At 42.1% G+C, this 21,758-nt stretch carries 19 protein-coding genes; all 19 read right to left on the bottom strand.

Translation table 11 applies throughout. From position 1 onward, the window contains the following. Position 1: 1 nt before the first annotated feature. Complete coding sequence (locus LS684_RS20665) at positions 2–1,744, bottom strand: 2-oxoacid:acceptor oxidoreductase subunit alpha (RefSeq protein WP_233811737.1); 1,743 nt, start codon at positions 1,742–1,744, stop codon at positions 2–4. A 238-nt stretch (positions 1,745–1,982) separates the two neighbouring features. After that, positions 1,983–2,906, bottom strand: a complete 924-nt coding sequence (locus tag LS684_RS20660; RefSeq protein ID WP_169215937.1) for a dipeptidase — start codon at positions 2,904–2,906, stop codon at positions 1,983–1,985. Positions 2,907–3,011: 105 nt separating this feature from the next. Then, the gene (spoVS, locus tag LS684_RS20655) at positions 3,012–3,272 is read right to left on the bottom strand and encodes a stage V sporulation protein SpoVS (RefSeq protein WP_034760060.1); all 261 of its coding nucleotides are present in this window, start codon (positions 3,270–3,272) and stop codon (positions 3,012–3,014) included. 137 nt (positions 3,273–3,409) lie between these two features. Next, a complete protein-coding gene (locus tag LS684_RS20650; RefSeq protein WP_225003034.1) occupies positions 3,410–4,213 on the bottom strand; it encodes a TIGR00282 family metallophosphoesterase in 804 nt (267 codons plus the stop codon). A gap of 166 nt (positions 4,214–4,379) precedes the next feature. Further along, a complete protein-coding gene (rny, locus tag LS684_RS20645; protein ID WP_169215939.1) occupies positions 4,380–5,939 on the bottom strand; it encodes a ribonuclease Y in 1,560 nt (519 codons plus the stop codon). A gap of 428 nt (positions 5,940–6,367) precedes the next feature. Continuing rightward, on the bottom strand, positions 6,368–7,405 hold the full coding sequence (gene recA / locus LS684_RS20640; protein WP_169215940.1) for a recombinase RecA: 1,038 nt from the start codon (positions 7,403–7,405) through the stop codon (positions 6,368–6,370). A gap of 260 nt (positions 7,406–7,665) precedes the next feature. Next, on the bottom strand, positions 7,666–8,901 hold the full coding sequence (locus LS684_RS20635; RefSeq protein ID WP_233812125.1) for a competence/damage-inducible protein A: 1,236 nt from the start codon (positions 8,899–8,901) through the stop codon (positions 7,666–7,668). Between the two features lie 72 nt (positions 8,902–8,973). Further along, positions 8,974–9,552 (bottom strand): CDP-diacylglycerol--glycerol-3-phosphate 3-phosphatidyltransferase, encoded by a 579-nt coding sequence (gene pgsA, locus LS684_RS20630; protein WP_169215942.1) that lies wholly within the window; start codon positions 9,550–9,552, stop codon positions 8,974–8,976. Positions 9,553–9,632: 80 nt separating this feature from the next. Continuing rightward, positions 9,633–10,535: a helix-turn-helix domain-containing protein gene (locus LS684_RS20625; RefSeq protein WP_233812124.1), complete on the bottom strand. Its 903-nt coding sequence runs from the start codon at positions 10,533–10,535 to the stop codon at positions 9,633–9,635. A gap of 19 nt (positions 10,536–10,554) precedes the next feature. Next, a complete protein-coding gene (locus LS684_RS20620; protein WP_233811736.1) occupies positions 10,555–11,346 on the bottom strand; it encodes a DUF3388 domain-containing protein in 792 nt (263 codons plus the stop codon). Between the two features lie 253 nt (positions 11,347–11,599). Further along, positions 11,600–11,857 (bottom strand): DUF3243 domain-containing protein, encoded by a 258-nt coding sequence (locus tag LS684_RS20615; RefSeq protein ID WP_169215945.1) that lies wholly within the window; start codon positions 11,855–11,857, stop codon positions 11,600–11,602. Between the two features lie 89 nt (positions 11,858–11,946). Further along, on the bottom strand, positions 11,947–12,663 hold the full coding sequence (gene ymfI, locus LS684_RS20610) for an elongation factor P 5-aminopentanone reductase (RefSeq protein ID WP_233811735.1): 717 nt from the start codon (positions 12,661–12,663) through the stop codon (positions 11,947–11,949). Between the two features lie 64 nt (positions 12,664–12,727). Beyond that, the gene (gene yfmH, locus LS684_RS20605) at positions 12,728–14,017 is read right to left on the bottom strand and encodes an EF-P 5-aminopentanol modification-associated protein YfmH (protein ID WP_233812123.1); all 1,290 of its coding nucleotides are present in this window, start codon (positions 14,015–14,017) and stop codon (positions 12,728–12,730) included. 2 nt (positions 14,018–14,019) lie between these two features. Beyond that, positions 14,020–15,297, bottom strand: coding sequence for an EF-P 5-aminopentanol modification-associated protein YfmF (yfmF, locus tag LS684_RS20600; protein WP_169215948.1), 1,278 nt, complete (start codon positions 15,295–15,297; stop codon positions 14,020–14,022). Between the two features lie 656 nt (positions 15,298–15,953). After that, positions 15,954–16,913, bottom strand: coding sequence for an ABC transporter permease (locus LS684_RS20595; RefSeq protein ID WP_233811734.1), 960 nt, complete (start codon positions 16,911–16,913; stop codon positions 15,954–15,956). Beyond that, complete coding sequence (locus tag LS684_RS20590; protein ID WP_233811733.1) at positions 16,914–17,963, bottom strand: ABC transporter permease; 1,050 nt, start codon at positions 17,961–17,963, stop codon at positions 16,914–16,916. It abuts the gene before it with no gap. Then, complete coding sequence (locus LS684_RS20585; RefSeq protein WP_169215951.1) at positions 17,956–19,491, bottom strand: ABC transporter ATP-binding protein; 1,536 nt, start codon at positions 19,489–19,491, stop codon at positions 17,956–17,958. Before LS684_RS20585 ends, LS684_RS20590 begins: the two co-directional genes overlap by 8 nt. A 214-nt stretch (positions 19,492–19,705) precedes the next feature. Beyond that, on the bottom strand, positions 19,706–20,803 hold the full coding sequence (locus LS684_RS20580) for a BMP family lipoprotein (RefSeq protein ID WP_169215952.1): 1,098 nt from the start codon (positions 20,801–20,803) through the stop codon (positions 19,706–19,708). 50 nt (positions 20,804–20,853) lie between these two features. Next, entirely contained in the window at positions 20,854–21,579 is a 726-nt protein-coding gene (locus tag LS684_RS20575; RefSeq protein ID WP_169215953.1) for a GntR family transcriptional regulator, read from the bottom strand. Between the last annotated feature and the right edge of the window lie 179 nt (positions 21,580–21,758).

Here is a 21,758-nt window from a genome sequence, read left to right as displayed (position 1 = left end):
ATCAGATCAACTCCTTACATCTAGTATGAATTTCATTTGGTAAGTATGGTGTTCCATCATACTTTGTCATTTTCGTGATTTTGTTCCCATACCCGACATTCATTTTTATAATATCAGCCAATTGTCCTGTTGCATTATGCTCAATCACGACCACTTTCTTCGCTGATTGCATAAGTGGCTCCAGATCCTCCGACGGGAAGGGGTGTAGTAAGCGAACATGAGCGTGGTTTACTTTCAGCCCATCTGCTTCAAGACGTACCATTGCTTCCTCTATCACTCCACGTGTTGAGTTAAAACCGACCAATAATAAATCGGCATCCTCGTGGGGTGCATGAGTGTGAATAGGATTGTTAAAGCGGAGATTCTCCACTTTTCGCATCCGTTTATCCATCTGAGCTTGTCTATTCGCAGGAGATTCTGAAGGTTTACCTGTTTCATCATGTTCTACTCCGGTAACATGGTGAATCCCGTTCTTCATTCCAGGAATGACACGTGGAGATACCCCATCTTCTGTCACTTCAAAACGCTTAAAATATTTCTTCGCCTCTAATTCATTTAAATCGGATTCATTGCCGACAAGCTTGCCTCTGCGAATTTCCACTTTACTGTAATCGAGAGGTTCAACGGTTTGCTTTCCTAGGGAAAGTTGAAGGTCAGAAAGGATGATGACTGGACATTGATACTCTTCAGCGAGGTTAAACGCCTCCACCGTATCATAGAATGCTTCCTGTACAGTACTTGGAGCCAGGACGATCTTTGGTATTTCCCCGTGGGTACCGTAAATCATGGCCATTAAATCGGACTGTTCCTGTTTCGTTGGTAGTCCCGTTGAAGGTCCCCCACGTTGTGTATCCACCACCACTAAAGGCTGTTCTGTCATACCGGATAAGCCGATTGCTTCCATCATAAGAGAAAGACCTGGTCCCGCAGATGCAGTGAATGAACGGATTCCACCATAGTTTGCACCGATCGCCATCGTTGCGGCTGCAATCTCATCTTCTGTTTGGATAACCGTTCCACCAACCATCGGAAGCTTCTTAATGAGGTATTCCATGATTTCTGACGCAGGTGTAATTGGATATGCTGCCATCAAACGAACTCCCCCAGCCAGTGCTCCGAGTGCAATCGCATCGTTTCCGATCATAAACATGCGCTTATTTCCATCTGCTTCTTTCAATTGTAATGAACCAACCTTGCTTCCCAGTTCACCTTTCATCTTTTGGAATCCTTGCCTGATGGCTTCCATGTTTTTCTCTACTACGGTCTCACCTTTACGGCCGAAAATCTCCTCCACGACTTCCTTAAAAACGTCAGGATCCAGGTTTAGAACGGCACATGTCGCACCGACGGCCACCATATTCTTCATCAACGACGTCCCCAATTCTGTAGCTAACTGAGTGAAAGGTATGATATAGAGAGATGCATCCGTATCTTCAGGTTTCTCAGGCTTAAACTTTTCATCTGCAATAATGACTCCATCTCTATGTAATTCTTTATAATTCACATCAATGGTTTCCTGATCAAAGGCGATAAGGATATCGAGGTCGTCTGCAATCGCACGCACTTGTGTCGTGCTGACCCGAATCTTATTATTTGTATGGCCTCCCTTAATTCGAGAGGAGAAATGACGGTACCCGTATAAGTAATACCCAAGGCGATTGAGAGCCATAGAGAAAATTTCACCCGTACTCTCTATCCCTTCACCCTGCTGGCCGCCAACTTTCCATGAAAGTTGTTCCTTCATTTATTACACCCCTTCATTCAATTTTGCAACATCTATAAGATCAGCAAATTCTATTTTTTCGAACACTTCAATTCTACTAAGGTTTGTCACCGTATTTACGGTTTACGTTCACTCTATCAGTTTATCACTTTTCTATTTAATTCACTACCGGAATGAATAATTTATGAAATTGAAAACACTTTCTTGTTGAAACATACAGGCCATCAAAGATGGGTCTCTTTGATGGCCTGGTCCGTGATCAGCCTGTTAACCTTTCTGCGAAGTTATTGAAAAGGAATTTTTTCACCTGACTCTCACTATAGTATCGTTGAAGGGCATTGATCAGATTGTCATATTGATGAAATGAGGATAGTCCCTGCACGGTTTCGGATATCCCATCGAAATCTGAGCCGAAGCCAATGTGATTTTCTCCCCCGAGGCTGCATACATGCTCTACATGTCTGATAACATCTGTCACAACCGCATGTCCCTTTTTATTTAAAAATGGAGGGACAAACGTAATCCCCATCACACTATCCTTTTTGATCATCGCTTGAATTTGGTCATTCTTCAAATTACGTGGGTGTGGACATATGGAGTACGCATTGGAATGTGAAGCTATCGGATATTCAGCACATTCCATTGTATCCCAGAACGCTTTTTCACTAAGGTGGGAAACATCGGTCCATACCTTATTCTGATTTAAAAAGGATACGACCTCATGCCCAAAATGAGTCAAGCCTCCCCCCCTTGGCTCTAACGCACCGTCTGCTGCTGCATTGGCCCAATTCCACGTTAAACCTACAGAACGGACTCCAAGTCTGTAAAGGATTTCGAGCTTCGTGAGATCCTCTTCAATAGCCTCAGTACCTTCCAATGTAAGCATGGCACCAATTTCATCATGGGCAAGCCTATCGACTTCATGTTTGGAGGTTACATGCCTTAGCTTGGGATTTGGTTTCAATATCTCATTATGAAAAAGGTTCACCATTTCCAACGCCGCTTGAAAACGCTGCCCCGCTTTCAGATGTGATGGAATATAGATGGCGAACAATTGGACCCTGCTTCTCTTCTCAATTAGCATTGGATATGTAATATGTAATGAATGCTGAGATTGAAATGCCGCCTGCCCGGGTTTCAGGTATAACTTCATCAGCACGTCGCAGTGTGCATCAAATATCATGTTTCCTCATCCTCTCATCTGTCAGTTCCTGCTACTTATCATACTATGGAATAATATAAAGGCTGTCCACTAAAGTACCCACTTTAATGAACAGCCTATAATATATTATCTTGGTTCCACAATTAACTTTATCGCCGTCCGCTCTTCTCCATCAATCAAAATATCTGTAAATGCCGGGATGCATATCAAATCTAAACCACTAGGAGCAACAAAGCCTCTGGCAATGGCGACTGCTTTGACTGCCTGATTTAAAGCACCAGCGCCAATAGCCTGGATCTCAGCTCCTCCTCTCTCACGAAGAACACCGGCAAGTGCACCAGCTACAGAATTAGGATTAGATTTTGCTGAAACTTTTAATATTTCCATTCCTTTTCCTCCTTGTCATTTCCCCCATACCGTATGTCCGTGGTAAAGAACAAACTTGGTATAAATGATTCCACTGATACTATATTCAGGAAATGGACAAATCATTCCGGTCACACCGAAAAAAGGAATGAAAACATTTAATATTCTGCCATAAATGGATGGTCTTCGTTGATTAATATCCGTTCTATTTTTTTCGCTTTACCCGTTTTTTGATCAATATCAATTAAACAGGCACTCAATATCTTCCTGCCCGTCTTTGGAACTTCAAACCGAACAGGCAGACTTGTCTGGAATCTTTTTAAAACAGACTCCTTACTCATTCCAAGCACTTCATCATAAGGACCTGTCATACCGACATCACACATAAATGCTGTTCCATTGGGAAGGATTCGGTTATCAGCTGTTTGAACATGGGTATGGGTTCCTACTACGGCAGATACACGCCCATCCAGGAACCATCCGACTGCCTGCTTTTCACTTGTTGCCTCTGCATGAAAATCAACAAAGATAATGGATGTTCTCTTTTTGGCTTCGTCAACAAGCTCATCAAGTGCTTTAAACGGGTCATCCAGAGGAGGCATGAAGGTTCTTCCCTGGGCGTTGATGACCGCTACTTCTTTACCGTACACTTCCCCAAATACTAGTCCGGTGCCAGGGGTTCCTTCAGGAAAATTAGCCGGTCTCACCAACTGTTTAGATGATTCTATAAAATTGAAAATGTCTTTATTGTCCCAAGCATGATTCCCTAAAGTCACCATATTGGCGCCATCTTGTATAAATTGTTTATATATTTTCTCTGTGATTCCCCTGCCTGATGCTGCATTTTCCCCGTTCACAATGGTAAAATCCGGTGAATGCTTCTTCTTTAACTTCGGAAGGTATTCTGTAATCATTTCTCGGCCCAGTGAACCGACTACGTCTCCAACAAATAATATTTTCATGAAAAATAAATGTCCCTTCTCTATATGTATTGAGTCATGTAGTTATTGTATCACAAATAAGTTGCCGTCTATTCATCCCTATAGAATTCACTATATGAATCTTAAGGATATAAACCATAAAAAAAGCTGACTCAAAAAGGGAATATCCCCTTCTCGAGTCAACCTCTTATTTCGCGTATTCGACAGCCCTTGTTTCACGTATGACCGTTACTTTAATATGGCCCGGGTAATCAAGCTCATCTTCAATTCGTTTACGGATATCCCTTGCTAATCGGTGAGATTCCAAATCGTCAATGGCTTCAGGTCTTACCATGATTCGCACTTCACGTCCTGCCTGGATCGCAAAGGACTTCTCAACGCCTTCATAAGACTCTGAAATTTCTTCGAGCTTCTCTAGGCGACGGATATAGTTCTCAAGCGTCTCGCTTCTTGCCCCTGGTCGAGCAGCTGAAAGTGCATCTGCTGCTGCAACAAGAACCGCAATGATGGAGGTTGGCTCTGTATCTCCATGGTGAGAAGCAATACTGTTAATGACCACCGGGTGTTCTTTATACTTCGTGGCCAGTTCAACACCAATTTCAACATGACTTCCTTCTACTTCATGGTCAATCGCTTTACCGATATCATGAAGTAATCCGGCACGTTTAGCCAGTCTTTCGTCTTCACCAAGCTCAGCTGCCAGTAATCCTGAAAGATATGCCACTTCCATTGAGTGTTTCAATACGTTTTGACCGTAACTGGTACGATACTTCAAACGGCCAAGGATTTTAATTAAATCCGGGTGAAGCCCATGAACACCAACTTCGAATGTTGTTTGTTCTCCAATTTCACGGATGTATTCATCCACTTCACGTCTGGATTTATCTACCATCTCTTCAATACGTGCAGGGTGGATACGTCCATCCTGTACTAATTTCTCTAATGCAATTCGAGCCGTTTCTCTACGAATCGGATCAAAACCAGAAAGAATAACCGCTTCAGGAGTATCATCAATGATCAAATCGATTCCTGTAAGTGTTTCCAGCGTACGAATGTTACGTCCTTCTCGCCCAATAATTCGACCTTTCATCTCATCATTCGGTAGATTCACAACACTAACTGTCGTTTCAGCCACATGTTCGGCAGCACAACGTTGTATAGCCAGTGAAAGGACTTCTTTCGCTTTCTTATCGGCGTCTTCCTTCGCCCGTGTTTCATGCTCTCTGACCATAATAGCGATATCATGGGAGAGTTCATTTTCAACGCGGTCGAGAATGATCCCTTTCGCTTCGTCACGAGTTAAGCTCGAGATACGTTCTAGCTCGGTTTGCTGTGATCGTACCATCTCGTCCACTTTGCTTTCCATCTCTTCAATATGTTGTTGTCTTTCGTTAAGAGTCCCCTCTTTTCTCTCAAGTAAAGCTTCACGCTTATCCAGCGTTTCATCTTTTCGATCGAGGTTTTCCTCTTTTTGCATTAAACGATTTTCTTGTTTTTGCAATTCATTTCTTCGTTCACGAAGTTCATTTTCCATTTCTGTGCGAAGTTTATGATTTTCGTCCTTTGCTTCTAAAAGTGCTTCTTTCTTCAGAGCATCCGCCTCGCGCCTTGCATCTTCTAAAATCTGCTCTGCTGAACCTTTAGCACCAGCAATCTTTGCTTCAGCAATGGACTTACGAATTAAGTATCCAACAACTACACCGACGATTAGGCCAAGCAAAATGAAGATGATTGTAATAGGTTGCATTATTTCACCTCCTCTTGCTATGAACTGTCATCATGTCTTTTACATGTCGGCTTGTACATTGCTCATTTGAACAAAATATACAGCGCTAGGCTTTCAAATATTCATTCGAAAAATTTGTAAAATATACATGTTAATTTTAAATCTCTGAAAATTTATTGTCAAGGGGTAGAGCCTTCTATCACTAGATTTCTCAAGGGTTTTTTTCCATTCGACTATAAGTGACGCTGTCATAGAGGGATTATGGGTGCTAAAAACATCCAAATCATTTGTTTCAACTATTCTATCTGTTTCCTTAGAAGACTGTAAATCTTGACCTGGTCTCCTTTATTGAAACGATTTTGGGAATGTTACTATTTTCTACCATATCATTGGTAAACATACATAATAAAGAGAAGCAAACGAAGACGTCTGCTTCTCCTCCATATTAATCAGTCTTCCAATAGGCTTAATTCACCTTGATCGTCCGTTTCAGCACGCCCAGTATCCAATCCATAGTGTTCACGGATCTTCAGCATGATTTCTGTGCGGATTTCCGGATTTTCTTTAAGGAAAATCTTTGCATTTTCACGTCCTTGACCTAAACGTTCTTCATTATAAGAGTACCAGGCTCCACTCTTCTGGACAATGTCCAGCTCAGATCCAAGGTCGACGATTTCACCTTCTTTGGAAATCCCTTCTCCATACATGATATCCACTTCGGCTACACGGAACGGTGGAGCGACTTTATTCTTTACGACCTTGATCTTTGTTTTGTTCCCTACCATTTCATTACCCTGTTTGAGGGTCTCAGCACGACGGACTTCTAGACGTACAGAAGAATAGAATTTCAGTGCACGACCACCAGGCGTTGTCTCAGGATTTCCGAACATGACTCCGACCTTCTCACGGATCTGGTTAATAAAAATCGCAATGGTCTTTGACTTGTTGATCGCACCAGAAAGCTTACGAAGGGCCTGTGACATTAAACGAGCTTGAAGACCTACGTGGGCATCACCCATCTCCCCCTCGATTTCGGCTTTTGGTACCAGGGCAGCAACAGAGTCAATGACGATAGCATCCACTGCTCCGCTCCGTACTAAAGCTTCTGCAATCTCCAGTGCCTGCTCACCCGTATCTGGTTGAGAAAGTAATAATTCATCTATGTTTACTCCAAGCTTTTGAGCATATTCGGGATCAAGTGCGTGCTCTGCGTCGATGAATGCCGCTTGACCTCCTTGAGCCTGAACCTCTGCAATCGCGTGAAGCGCCACTGTTGTTTTACCTGATGATTCGGGACCATATACCTCGATGATTCTTCCACGAGGATACCCGCCAACTCCAAGAGCTGCATCCAATGCCAATGAACCACTTGGGCATGTAACAACTTTTCTATCAGTCTGCTCCCCAAGTTTCATGATTGAGCCTTTACCAAACTGCTTTTCTATTTGTTTTAACGCCATATCTAAGGCTGCTTTACGATCGCTCACAAATCTTCCTCCTTTGAATATAGAACTTGTAATCGACAACTTATAATCTTGTCTCAAATCCAACCTATCTATACTATAAACGTTTTTATTATAGAAAACAAGAAAAAAATCGAACATTCATTCGGTTTTTTTCGATAGCTGGGATGTATTGAATCGGATAGGTATGTATGAAATGATCAGTTTCTAAACATGTTGAATGACAGAACTCATCCAAATACGTCAAAAAGCTGCCCCCCTGTGGAAGACAGCCGTTCCATGACCTAACTTAATTCCTTGATCAAATAGTACCATCCATACTTTGCTGTTCTCAAACGGTTGCCATTCCGCCCTCCGCCGAGATTCAGTTGAAAAGCCCTGGTCGGCCTGCCTTTAAAGGATAAACCGATCCAAACAGTCCCAGCGGGATGACCTCCGTGTGGCTCAGGACCTGCTACCCCTGTGAAGCTGATCCCGATGTCTGTAGAAAAAAGCTCCCTTACATTATCAGCGAGTTCCAGAGCACATTGCTCGCTTACGGATGAATATTGCTTCAAGGTATCAGCCTTGACAGATAAAATCTTCTTCTTAATCTCATCCTGGTAACAAATCACCCCACCATTCAGCACCTCTGATGCACCGGGAATAGATGTTAATTGAGCCTGAAATAATCCTCCTGTTAAGCTCTCAGCACATGATATGGTGTGGGATTTTTCCTTCAATAGTCTAAGTCCCACTTCTACGATTGAAGCTTGATCATAGCCATAAAAGTACTCACCTACAATGTTCAGGATCTCCCTTTCTGTCGAATCCAATAAAGCCATGGCCGTCTCCCTTGACTCGTGCTTAGCCGTCAGCCTCAAAGTCACTTCCCCGTCACTTGCAAGGGGGGCAATGGTAGGATTGGTCTGCTTATCAAGCAAATCCTCTAACTCCGTTTCAAGCTGCGCTTCTCCTATTCCAAAGAAACGGAGGACCCTCGAATGGATGACTTCTTTCTTCTTCATCAAGGAGAGAATCGCCTGTTTTCCATATTTACTGAACATCGGCCTCATTTCTGAAGGAGGTCCCGGCAGAAGCATATAAGCTTTAGTATCCCTTTTCAATAACATCCCGGGAGCCATACCGTGTTCATTCTTCAGTACTTCTGAACCCGCTAGAATAAGAGCCTGCTTTTCATTATTGGGTGTCATTTCACGATCGACCTTTAAAAAATAATCTTTTATCGATTTCAATGCATCTTCGTCCATGCTTAGGGTCGTGCCTAATGCATCCGCAATGGTTTCTTTTGTCAAATCATCTTTCGTGGGTCCGAGCCCTCCTGTAAATATCAACAGATCTGCTCTTTCTCTTGCTACCTGGATGGCATGTTTCAAACGGACTGGGTTATCTCCGACGCTTGTATGGTAATAGACATTTACACCCACTTCAGCCAGTTGCTCTGAAATGAATTGAGCATTCGAATTGACGATTTGACCTAATAGCAATTCAGATCCAACTGCGATAATTTCTGCGTTCATCATGATCTCCCCCTATAGCTGATGTAAAGAAGGGGATGACCCTGTAAGAATCAATCCCCTTCTTTGTATATGTTATTTTGAATTTACAAATGCTTTTTTGTTATGTTTGAAATAATCCCAACCGGACCAAATGGTAAAGAACATAGCTACCCATAGAGCAATGGTCGCAAATGGAAGGTTGATTAATTCGAAAATGGCGTTATGCAAAAGCAGGGCTGAAATGGCAATGATCTGTGCCCATGTCTTGATCTTTCCTAATTGCCCCGCTGCAACCACTTCCCCTTCTCCTGCCAACACCAGACGGAGACCTGTTACGGCAAACTCTCGGCTGATGATGATGATGACAATCCACGACGGAGCAAGACCAAGCTCAACGAGGACAATCAATGCTGCAGAAACGAGCAACTTATCCGCTAATGGATCTAGGAATTTCCCTAGGTTCGTAACGAGGTCAAGCTTTCGTGCATAGTATCCATCGACCCAATCAGTCGTTGCGGCAATGATGAAGATTAAAGCCCCGACAAAATGCTTAACCGGCATTTCTGCCCCAAGAAATATCATGTCGCCCCAATTTAATGGTGCCAGCATGATGATAAGAAATAATGGTATTAAAAATATCCTGGAAACTGTTATCTTATTAGGTAAATTCACCTTTCTACCTCCAATGCTCATAAACGTTATCCTGCTAGTATGTAAGAATGAAGGAGTTATGAACACTCCTTCATTCTTCACTATTGTGTTGCTTCCCGTTCGTAGTTGATGACGATATCCTGCCTTACTACCTCTGTAGGAGACACTTTATACTCCAGCATTTTTCCATTCACTGAAATATCTGTATTCGCAGCATTTCCGATGACCAGATAAGCTACCTTCTCCTTGGAAAAGTCAAATTCCTTTTCATTCCCCTCCTTCAGAAGGCCCTCAAACAATAAATCATCCTCAGTGTTGTAAACCCCGATCCACGTGTCGCCCTTAGCCGATAATCGGAGCTTGAAGTCGTCTGTATTTTTAAGCTCATAAGTGGTTTTCTTGCCTTCTGTATTAACTGCATCCAGTGACTGTTCCGACTTTGGTTCCTCTTCGTCAGCCTCATCTTCTTCTTGAGCAGGAGCATCTTCTTCTGTTTCAGCTTGATCATCGCCTACATCTGCAGGCTTCTCCTTTTCAGCCTTTTCATTTTCATCTACAGCCACTTGCTCCTGGTTCTCAGAAGGTTGCCTCTCAGGAGCCTTGTCCCCCACTTTCCCCTGCCAAAAAACCCATACAACTACCAATGCACCAATGACAAACAATGCGATAAGAAGCTTTGGAACGAAGTCAAATACCTTGCCGGAACTTTCTGATACAGACTTCCTGGACTGTACCCTTGAAAGGGAAACAGGTATTTCATCATCGTATGTAGTCGGAATATCATCCTTATATTCCTCAAAGATCACTTCAGATGGAAGACCAACCGCTTCACAATACTGTTTAATAAATGCCCGCACATAGAACTTCCCAGGCATCGCATCATACGAGCCTTCCTCAATCCCGACCAAATAACGCTTTTGAATTTTGGTTATTTTCTGCAGGTCATCCAGGCTATAGCCTTTAGCTTCCCGCGCTTCCTTTAAACGAATTCCTAATTCCGTCACCAATTAACACCTTCCAATATTAAAAATCAAAACCTCCAAAATCGGAATTTTGAAATGGATTATTTTGTTCTACCAATTCATATGTAATCTCTTCATCAGGATCGTTTCTCAGTTCAATGATATAATCAAAATCTTCAAGTGAATATTCAGAGTTTTGAACGAAAATATCAGGATGTTCAATCACTTTCACTGCAGGTAATCTCATAATTTCTCTTACAAGCTGCCAGTGCTTCTCACTTGCCCGGCGAGTTGAAACGATTCCATCGATAATAAAAAGATTTTCAGATGAGTATTCATCTTCAATCAGCTTGCTTCTTATCGTTTGCTTCAATAGTGTAGAAGAAACAAAAAGCCATTTCTTATTTGCACATACACTAGAAGCCACGATGGATTCCGTCTTCCCCACACGGGGCATCCCTCTGATCCCAACAAGTTTATGTCCCTCTTGCTTAAATAGCTCTGCTAAAAAATCGACTAATAAACCAAGTTCATCACGGACAAACCGAAACGTTTTCTTATCATCGGCGTCACGTTGAATATACCGCCCGTGACGGACCGCAAGCCGGTCCCTTAATTTTGGTTCCCGGAGCTTTGTCACATTGATTGTATCCATCGTTTGCAGGATGGATTCAAGTCTCATGATCTGTTCATCATTATTGGCAAGGAGAAGCATTCCCCTTCTTCCTTCATCGACTCCATTTATCGTCACAATATTTATAGAAAGCATTCCTAATAACGAGGAAATATCACCTAAGAGGCCAGGACGATTTTTTTGGATTTCATACTCTAAATACCATTCTTTGCGTTCCATTGGTTACCTCCATGACATGTGTGACATTTCAATTCGATAGAAATTGACACATTTCGTAAAGTCATAAAAACATCTAGGTATTATAATAAATGATTTTCCAATAATAGAAAAGCAAAACCTACATAAATATGTACAATTTCTCATTTTAACATAAAGGAACTGGTTTTATTGATCACTATAAGCATTGATCACATAATAAAAGAAGTAAATCCAGCCCTAAATATGAGAAAAAGGAGAGGAAAAATCCCTCTCCTTAACGAGTACCGTTGTTGTTTACAAGTTTAACCATCATGTTTGCGATGGCATGTTGCTCTTCAGGAGAAGCGACAGACCATAAATCAGCTAACACTTTTTCCTGATCGTTTTTTGCTTCAACTTGATTCGCCAGATAATCACCAATTTGATAGGCTAAATCAGAAATCGTTTCGTTCTCCATCCCACCATGTTGAGCTTGGTGAAGGCGGTCGCCTAAGAAGTTTTTCCAATCAGACCAGTTATCTAATACAGACATTTGTCATGACCTCCTTTATTGAAATACAACCTTAGTTTGTATCCCGGAGGAAAAATTATTCGCCTTTATCTTTTGGCTGAAAAACTTTTTCAAGTATGCCATCCCCCATTGACTGCGAGGGTTTGACCTGTTATATAAGAGGCTTTAGGAGAGGTGAGGAAATGAATCGTGTCAGCTATTTCATCCGCCTGAGCCAGTCGCCCCATTGGAATTTCCTCTTGAAGGGCATCTATCTCCCCTTCAGTGAACGAACTCATCATGGCAGTATCAACTGCACCCGGAGCGATGGCATTGACCCTTACACCACTTGGCGCCACTTCCTTGCTCAATGATTTCACGAAAGCAAGTTGAGCACCTTTAACCGTAGAGTATACGACCTCACAAGCTCCCCCTATCTGTCCCCATATGGAGCTTACCATAACAATATTCCCTTTACGCTCCATCAACTTCGACAGCAACTTTTGCACAAGGAGCAAGGGACTTTTCACATGAACGTTCATCATATAGTCCATCTCTTCTTCTTTCAAGTCCTGGAATAGCCCCCAACTCGAGTTTCCACTGCTATATACAATGGCATCAAGTTGAAAGATATTGCTCACAAGACTCTCTACTTCTTCAGGATAAGCAAGATTTGCCCGTATGGGGACGACCTCCACACCATACTTTTCCACCTGACGTACCAATTCTATCATTGCAGTCTCATTTGAATGATAATGCAAATATAAATTCCATCCATTTTCCGCCAACCTTAATGCCGTACTGCTTCCGATCCCACCTGAAGCCCCAGTTATTAAAGCATATTTCATTTGTATCACCTCGAGAATTCATCGACATAAAGAGAGGAACTACCATCCGGCAGCTCCCTCTGTTTTATGCATTAGGTACTACTTGACAAACCGTGAATCGTTCTTCACTTATAATCGTGTTCACTACTGTTTGTATGTCATTATATGTTAATGATTCAAGAGTAGGGACAACTTCAAAGAGATCCATTTCGTTAAAAGCATATCGGGTAAATTGGTTCGCAATATACTCAGGAGAATTAATGGCCCGTAAAAACGCTCCAATCTTCTTTTTCTTCGTTCTCTCTAAGTCCTCTTCTTTAAAGAGTGACTCTTGTTTTGCTTTGAGCAGTAATGATTGCACCTTCTCAGCCAACTCATCGGGCCTTTCTGTATCTCCACCTACCGTCAGGAATCCGAACCCGTTTTCCTGTGTAAAGTCATAATGGAACGTTTCATCGATCAAACCATCGTTGTATAGTTCAGAGTAGTGTGAAGAGCTTTTACCGAACAACATATCGAGAAAAACATTCATTGAAAGCTCTTGTCTAAGCATTTCCCGTCCCTGTTGTTTTGGTTCGGGTGCTTTAAGGCCCACCAGGCATTTAGGGCTTTGAACGTTCATCTTGAGGACCTTTTTCTGCTCTGCCACAGTTTCAGGTTCATCTTCAAATTTACGTTTGATTTCAGGCATTTTCTCATAATCCTTCTTCTCTTGATTAGAACGTATTTGATCCATGATTTGATCGGGATCTACAGATCCCACTATAAAGAGAAGCATATTGCTTGGATGGTAGAATGTGTTATAGCACTGATACAGCATATCCTTGGTGATCGGTGTGATGGACTCGATCGTTCCTGCGATATCAATCTTTACAGGGTGGTTATTGTACATATTCTGTATTACCCCGAAGTACAAACGCCAATCAGGGTTATCATCATACATGGTGATTTCCTGTCCAATGATTCCTTTTTCTTTTTCAACCGTCTTTTCTGTAAAGTATGGGTCCTGAACAAAGTCAATTAGGGTTTCCAGATTTCTTTCCACGTTGGTTGTACTTGAGAAAAGATAGGCCGTTCGCGTAAAGGATGTGAAGGCATTGGCAGACGCTCCCTGGCGGCTGAATTGCTGAAATACATCCCCGTCTTCTTTTTCAAATAATTTATGTTCCAAGAAATGAGCGATCCCGTCTGGCACTTTGACGTATTCTTCTTCGTCTAAAGGAACAAAATGATTGTCTATGCTTCCGTATTTCGTTGTAAACGTAGCATAGGTCTTGTTGAACCCTTTTTTCGGGAGAATATAGACATCCAGTCCATTCGACATCTTTTCATAATACAGGTTTTCTTGTAGTTGATCGAAGGAAATCTTCTTCATCATTATCCCTCCATTCCTGTTAAAAAGTAGATGGTATCAAGTTCGACTTTTTGGGCTGCTTTGACGATATCTTCCTTCGTCGTTTTTTCGATTTCATTCAGCCAGTGTGATAAATCAATCTCTTCATGGGCGACAGCGTTGTGATAGAGGATCTCAACCAGCCCACGGGACGTATCAATGGTTTCAAGCAGCTGATTGCGGATGACCGCTTTCGTTTGGTCTATTTCTCCTTCTGTAAAGTCCCCATCTTTCATTGCCTTAAGCTGCTCATTGATGATGCCTACTGCCTGATCATACTTTTCGAATTCAATTCCGGACATGACCATCAATAAGCCTTTATGGCTTTCCAGTCTACTTGCCGCATAATAAGCCAGGCTCGCTTTTTCTCTAACATTAATGAATAATTTGGAGTGGGAAAAACCGCCGAAAATGCCATTGAAAACCTGCAGGGCAAAGTAGTCACGATCACCGTATTTCGTATGAGTACGGTAGCCCATATTGAGCTTTCCTTGCTTGACGTCTTGCTTCTCTTTCACGACATGTTCTTTTTCTTTCCTCTTCACCTCTGACGAATCCACTTCCTGGGGAGTACGTTCATTCAAATGAAGGAGCCGGTCGCACAGCATTTCAACCTCTCGGACATCTACATCTCCAATTACATATAGATCAAATTGGTCTTCACTCATGACTTTCTTGTAATAATCATATAAACTCTTGGCCGTAATAGCGTCCACTTCTTCACTAACTCCATTTACATGAAGGGCGAACCTTTCTCCTTTACACATCTCCTCGACCAGACGAGAATTCGCATATCGCATTTTATCATCATATACTGCTTGGATTCTCACCTTTTGGTTCCGTTTTTCTTTAGAGACCGTTTTCTCATCGAATCCGTTTTGTTCATCAACATGAGGATTTTGCAATACATCTGACAAAAATTCAATCCCTTTTTGAAGCAGGGGCTCAGAGTCCTTTAAAAACTTTTCGTTGGCGATTTCAACAGACATGCTGACAATGTGGTACTCTCCTTTTTTCCCTAAATCCACGAAAAAGTTCGCGCCATATAACTCATCCAAGTAAGACCTTAAATCCGTTGTACTCGGATAAGTATTCGTGCTGCTTTGCATGACATGAGGGAGCAACCCTCGTAGTGTCACAGTTTCATGATCCAAAGGAGCTTTCATTTTCAAGATCAGGCTGTTCGTTTTATACTTATCTGTCTGAACGATATGTAGCGTGTATCCATGCTTCTTTTTCACTACTTCATTTATGGCTGTCATCGTACCGTCCTCCTTGGTTCCATACTTCCGTCAATTTTTGTATTCAAAAAAGTTATAAACACCTTTATTGTACGGTATTTATGTATAACTATACATGTAGTGATATATTGATTTCAAGCATCTTCCTCTATTGGAAAATTACCCATAGAGTAAACTAATATATGCATGTGGAGTTTTCATTATGACAGGGAAAGAATAAAGTAAAAAGAGACTGGGACAAAACTATAACAACCTCGCTTAAACACGAACCATTTCATTGATGCTTCTTTATGCAGCTAATGATTTCCGTGCAAGACTCCGCTTTCCCCGGGCAGCCCGTGAGTCTCCTCGGCAAGCCGCCGGGAAGGAAAGCAGAAGGGCTTCCTCCGAGAGGCTTTTGGCATAAGGAGAAACGGCCCTGAAGGTGTCCTTTGCCTACTTGGACGGTTTGACTTATGACATGTGCCCTTAAGCCCCGCAGCTGGACAGGTCTCACATAAGCTACCCCGAAGGAGTTTCCGTTTTGCACTCTAATCAACCTCTGGATAGCATTGAAATCTTAGGTATATTTGAGCAATCAAAAAACCCGAGCTATTTTACCTATTCTCAGGCATAATAGTTCGGGTTTTGTTTGGTATAAATCCTTTTGTCCCAGTCTCTTCGTTATAATATCGACATTATCGATTCCCTTTGATGTACGGTGTTCCAAGCGCTTTAGGCGCATCTGCACGTCCGATGAAGCCGGTAAGTGCCAGGATGGTTAATACGTAAGGGGCGATTAACAGGTATACACTTGGAATGTTTTCAAATAAAGGGATGCTTGACCCGATGATGCTTAAGCTTTGGGCGAATCCAAAGAATAACGCTGCACCCATGGCTCCCAGTGGGTGCCATTTACCGAAAATCAAGGCGGCTAAGGCCATGAACCCCTGTCCACTGATCGTAGCATGACTAAAGTCAGAGGAAATCGATTGAGCATAAACTCCCCCTCCGACCCCAGCGAAAGCACCTGAAATGATAACGCCGATATAGCGCATTTTCGTCACGTTAATTCCCATGGTGTCAGCTGCCATCGGGTGTTCACCTACGGAACGGAGTCTTAACCCAAATGGAGTCTTGAACATGATGAACCAAACAATGATTGATACAATAATCGCAACAAATGGCGGCCAGTATGTGTTGGAAAAGAAAATATCTCCAAGCACCGGAATTTTATGAAGGAATGGAACATCCACTTTTCCGAATCCTTCAGAAATGATATCCGTTTGACCTTTACCGTATATGCGTTTAACCAGGAAAAGCGTTAAGCCGATGGCAAGTAAGTTGATGGCTACACCCGAAACAACCTGGTCCGCTCTGAATGAAATGGAAGCAACGGCATGGAGAACAGCCAAGAGACCTCCCATTAACATGGCAATCAAAAGAGCTACCCAAGGAGTCGCGGAGCCAAACGTATCTGCAAATGCAATATTGAAAACGATACTTGAGAAAGCACCAATCACCATTAACCCTTCAAGACCGATATTTACCACTCCAGAACGTTCAGAGAACGCTCCGCCTAAAGCAGTGAAAATAAGTGGTGACGCCCACAATAATGTTGAAGGAATAAGGATTGTTAAGATATCGATAAAGCCCACTTATTTCACCCCCTTTTTACTAAAACGTTGAATGAGATAACGAATCATATAACCTGATGCTACGAAGAAAATAATAAGGGCGATGATGATATCCACCAATTCATTTGGAATACCTGCTTCAAGAGGCATATTTAGGGCTCCCACTTTCAGGCCTCCGAACAACAATGCTGCGAATACCACACCGATCGCCACGTTACCTCCTAATAGAGCTACAGCGATTCCGTCGAAACCAACCCCTGTAAATCCTCCTTTAATAGAGGCATAACCAAAGGTCCCTAATCCTTCCATAGCGCCGGCAAGTCCCGCAAACGCTCCTGAGATGACCATGGAGAGAATAATGTTTCCGTTCACGTTCATCCCCGCATACTGGGAAGCATGCTGATTGAAGCCTACGGAACGCAGTTCATATCCACGAGTTGTTTTCTCTAATAAGAACCACATGATGAAAACACAGGCCAGGGCTATAAAAATACCCCAATGAAGTCTTGAGTAATCCGTTAAAGCTTCAAAGAAAGGTGACTTAAGTGAAGACGTCTCAGCTATATAGTCTGTACGATCTTTACGTTCTGTCAATACATCACGGATAATGGCATTCGTGAGGTGAAGCGCAATATAGTTCATCATGATCGTTACAATTACTTCATGTACACGATATCTTGCTTTAAGCAAACCTGGAATGAATCCCCATAAAGCACCAGCCAGTGCAGCTGCGATAACTGCAAGGGGCAGGTGAATGATCTTTGGCAGATCTTCGAAAGCAACCCCTACCCAGACCGCAGCCAGCCAACCTACAATCAGTTGTCCCTCAACCCCGATATTGAATAATCCGGTCCTGAATGCAAAGGCTACCGCCAAGCCCGCTAAGATGTATGGCGTCACTTGACGTACCGTTTCACCTACATAATAAATCTCTCCGAATACCCCTTGCCAAAGTGCAGAGTATCCTGCAATCGGATCATAACCACTGACCAGCATGATGACGGTTCCCACAATAATACCTAAAAGGACCGAAATGACCGGGATTAAGATATTTGTTAAACGATTAGACATGTGAGTTCTCCCCCGCTTCCTTCCTCTTCGAACCAGCCATGAGCAGTCCAAGTTCCTGTTCCGTTGTTTCTTTAGGATTCACTATGGCTACAATTTGCCCTTCATAGATAACGGCGATACGATCACTGACATTCATGATTTCATCCAATTCAAATGAAAGTAATAGAACCGCTTTTCCGTTATCCCGTTGTTCGATCAGGCGTTTGTGAATAAACTCAATCGCTCCTACATCCAGGCCGCGAGTCGGTTGCGCCGCGATCAGAAGATCGGGATCGCGGTCCACTTCCCTTCCGATGATCGCCTTTTGCTGGTTACCTCCGGATAGAGCCCTGGCAAGAGTAAATTCTGAAGGTGTTCTAACATCAAACTCTTTAATCAGTTTTCTCGCTTGGTTGTAAATGTTTTTATAGCTTAATACCCCTTTATTGGAATAGGGCTTTTGGTAATAGGTTTGTAGAACCATATTTTCTCCAATCGGAAAATCCAATACCAGTCCATGCTTATGTCGATCCTGGGGAATATGTCCTACGCCTGTTTCATAAATCTTACGGGGCTTCATATTGACTATGTCTTTCCCGTTCAATTTAATAGATCCACTATCGACTTTGTGTAACCCTGTGATGGCTTCTATCAACTCACTTTGTCCGTTCCCATCGACTCCTGCTATTCCTAGTATCTCCCCTGCTTTGACTTCCAGGTTCAACCCCTTCACAACCGGAACATTGCGGTGGTCTTTTACATTCAATTCCCGAATCTCAAGAACATTGTCTGAAGGAGTTGCATCCTTCTTCTCAGTCTTGAAGGTCACTTCCCGTCCAACCATGAGGCTTGCAAGATGGTTCGGGTCTGTATCTGAAACTTGTACTGTCCCGATTCCCTTCCCTTTCCTAATAACGGTTACATTATCACACACTTCCATGATTTCTTTTAGTTTGTGTGTAATTAGAATAATAGACTTGCCTTCTTGAATGAGCGTTTTCATAATTTGGATCAGCTCTTTGATTTCTTGAGGAGTCAGTACCGCTGTCGGTTCGTCAAAGATCAGGATTTCCGCACCGCGATAAAGCGTTTTCAGGATTTCCACACGCTGCTGCATGCCAACAGATATGTCAGAAATCTTGGCAGAAGGGTCAACTTTCAAACCATATCTTTCTGATATATCAAGAATATCCTTCTCTGCCTTTTTAATATCAACTGTTGCACCTGACTTCGGTTCTCGACCGAGAATAATATTCTCAGTAACCGTAAAAGTATCAACAAGCATAAAATGCTGGTGAACCATTCCGATCCCTAAATCATTGGCAATGTTGGGATTCGTGATGTTTACTTTCTTTCCTTTAACACGAATTTCTCCTTGTTCAGGCTGATAAAGTCCAAACAATACATTCATCAGTGTTGATTTACCTGCTCCGTTTTCACCAAGAAGCGCATGAATTTCACCTTTTTTGAGCTGGAGGGTAATATTATCATTTGCTACGATGCCGGGAAATTCTTTGCGAATATTCAGCATCTCAATTACATAATCCATTGCTGATCACTCCTTGCATAGGCTAGGGATATTTATCTAGTAGTTAGAGGTCAGACCTTAACACGCTAGAAAAAAAGGGTTTCCCCGTTTTAAAACTCTAAATGAAAGATAGAAATAATTTCTATGCTTCAATTAGATTTTTAATTATTGTGAATTTTCTTTTTAAAAAAGGGATAAGAGACCGGCTTGCATTGGCCCCATTATCCCTTTTCAATTAGTTAGCTGAGAATGATTTTGCTGCATCAAGAGATTCTGGAACAGTGATTTCCCCGCTCTTGATTTTTTCTTTCCATTCGTCAACCTTCGTCATTACCTCGTCTTTGTTAGAAAGCTCTTCGTTAAGTTCTGCTAATCCAACACCCTCTTCGTTAAGACCGTAAGAGATAACTTCTCCACCAGGGAAGTTGCCTTCTTTTGCTTTATTAGCAAGATCCAATACGGCATTATCAACACGTTTTAATGAAGACGTTAAGATGATGTTGTGATCTCCGACTTTACCTTCTGCCGATTGGTCAGAGTCAACTCCGATTGCCCATAGTTCACGAGAAGGGTCTTTTTCTTTTAAATCGCGTGCTTCTTTAAATAATCCATTTCCAGTTCCACCAGCTGCATGGAAGATAACATCTACATCTTGAGAGTACATTTTAGATGCGATTGTTTGACCAAGTTCCGCTTTGTCGAAAGCTCCTGCATAATCTGCTACGATTTCAGCATCTGGATTAACGGATTTTACACCAGCGATGAATCCAGAGTGGAAACGCTCGATTACAGGGATTTCCATACCGCCAAGGAAACCGATTTTGTTCGTTTTCGTTGTTAATCCAGCAACCACTCCCGCAAGGAATGAACCTTCCTGCTCTTTAAACGTGATGCTTGCAACGTTTGGTTGATCTACAACAGCATCAACGATTGAAAAGTGAGAATCTTTTTGTTGTTGTGCAATATCATTGATCGCACCTTCCATAAGGAAGCCGATACCATATACTAAGTCAAAGTCTTGACGAGCTAATGTGTTTAAGTTCGTAGCATAGTCAGCATCAGATTGTGATTGCAAGTAGTCATAACCATTCTTACCTTTTTCTAAGCCGTGCTCTTCACCGAAAGCTTTTAAACCTTCCCAAGCTGATTGGTTGAAAGATTTGTCATCTACTCCACCAACATCCGTAACCATTGCTACTGTAAATTGATCTTCTTTCTTGCTACCTTCACCACTAGATGCACCTTCTTTGTCCTCGCTTGTTCCACAAGCACCTAATAATGTACCAGCAGCTAGAACAAATGACAACGCTAAACCAAATTTACGTTTTTTCACCTAGAGTACCCCCTATTAATGTAATAAATTAGTAGTAAGATGGATTGATATTATACTCGTTTCCGTAATACCTGGAAGCTAAATTTGTCTGATCGGAAATAGTTTACTGAATACAGAATCGGCTCATCGTTTTCATCGAAATGCATTTGTTTCAAGACGAGTAAGGCCGTTTCAGGATCGCAATTTAGAATAGGGGAGATTTTATCGTGATATCCCATCGGTTCAATTTGTGCCACAGCATGTGTAATTCTCTTATTCTCTCGTTTTTCCAAAACGGTGAATATCGAATTATCCTCATGCGTGAAATTCCTTGGCATGATTCTTTCCGGAATTTTATCCACACAATATACAACCGGTTCCCCGTTTGCAGTACGAACCCTCTCAATCAGGATCACGTCGTCCTCTTCATCGCAAGTAAACCTCTTCACATCATCCTCAGTAGCTTCTTGAGTTGTCGAGCTTAAGAAAATGGTCCCTGGCTCCATACCAGCCTGCTTAATCATGTTCGTTACACTGTTCAGCTGCTCAATACCAGAAGTAAAGAGCGGTTTAGCGTTTACAAATGTACCTACTCCATGACGTCTTACTATGACACTTTCTTCCTCAAGAATTCTGAGAGCTTCCCTTAGAGTAGCCCTGCTCACACCCAGTTGTTTGGAGAGATCAAATTCAGAAGGGAGTTTTTCTTTTTCTTTGTACACTCCTGCTTCTATGTCTTTCTTCAAACGGTCAATCACTTGTAAGTATAAATGTCGATTGTCTGTCTTTATTGTCACTGGAACCACCACCAAATTTTCTCAAGACATCAGACCTCTGATGTATATCTTTCCTACTAATCGAAAATACTATAACACTTTTCTATTAATAAATAAATAGCATTGTGTGATTTTGTCGAAAAAAAAGACTAGAATGACAATTAAAAATCTTTTTTTGCATTTTAATGGTAATTTTTGTG

It is taken from the genome of Cytobacillus spongiae, assembly GCF_021390075.1.
This window is presented reverse-complemented; position numbering and strand designations above follow the sequence as displayed.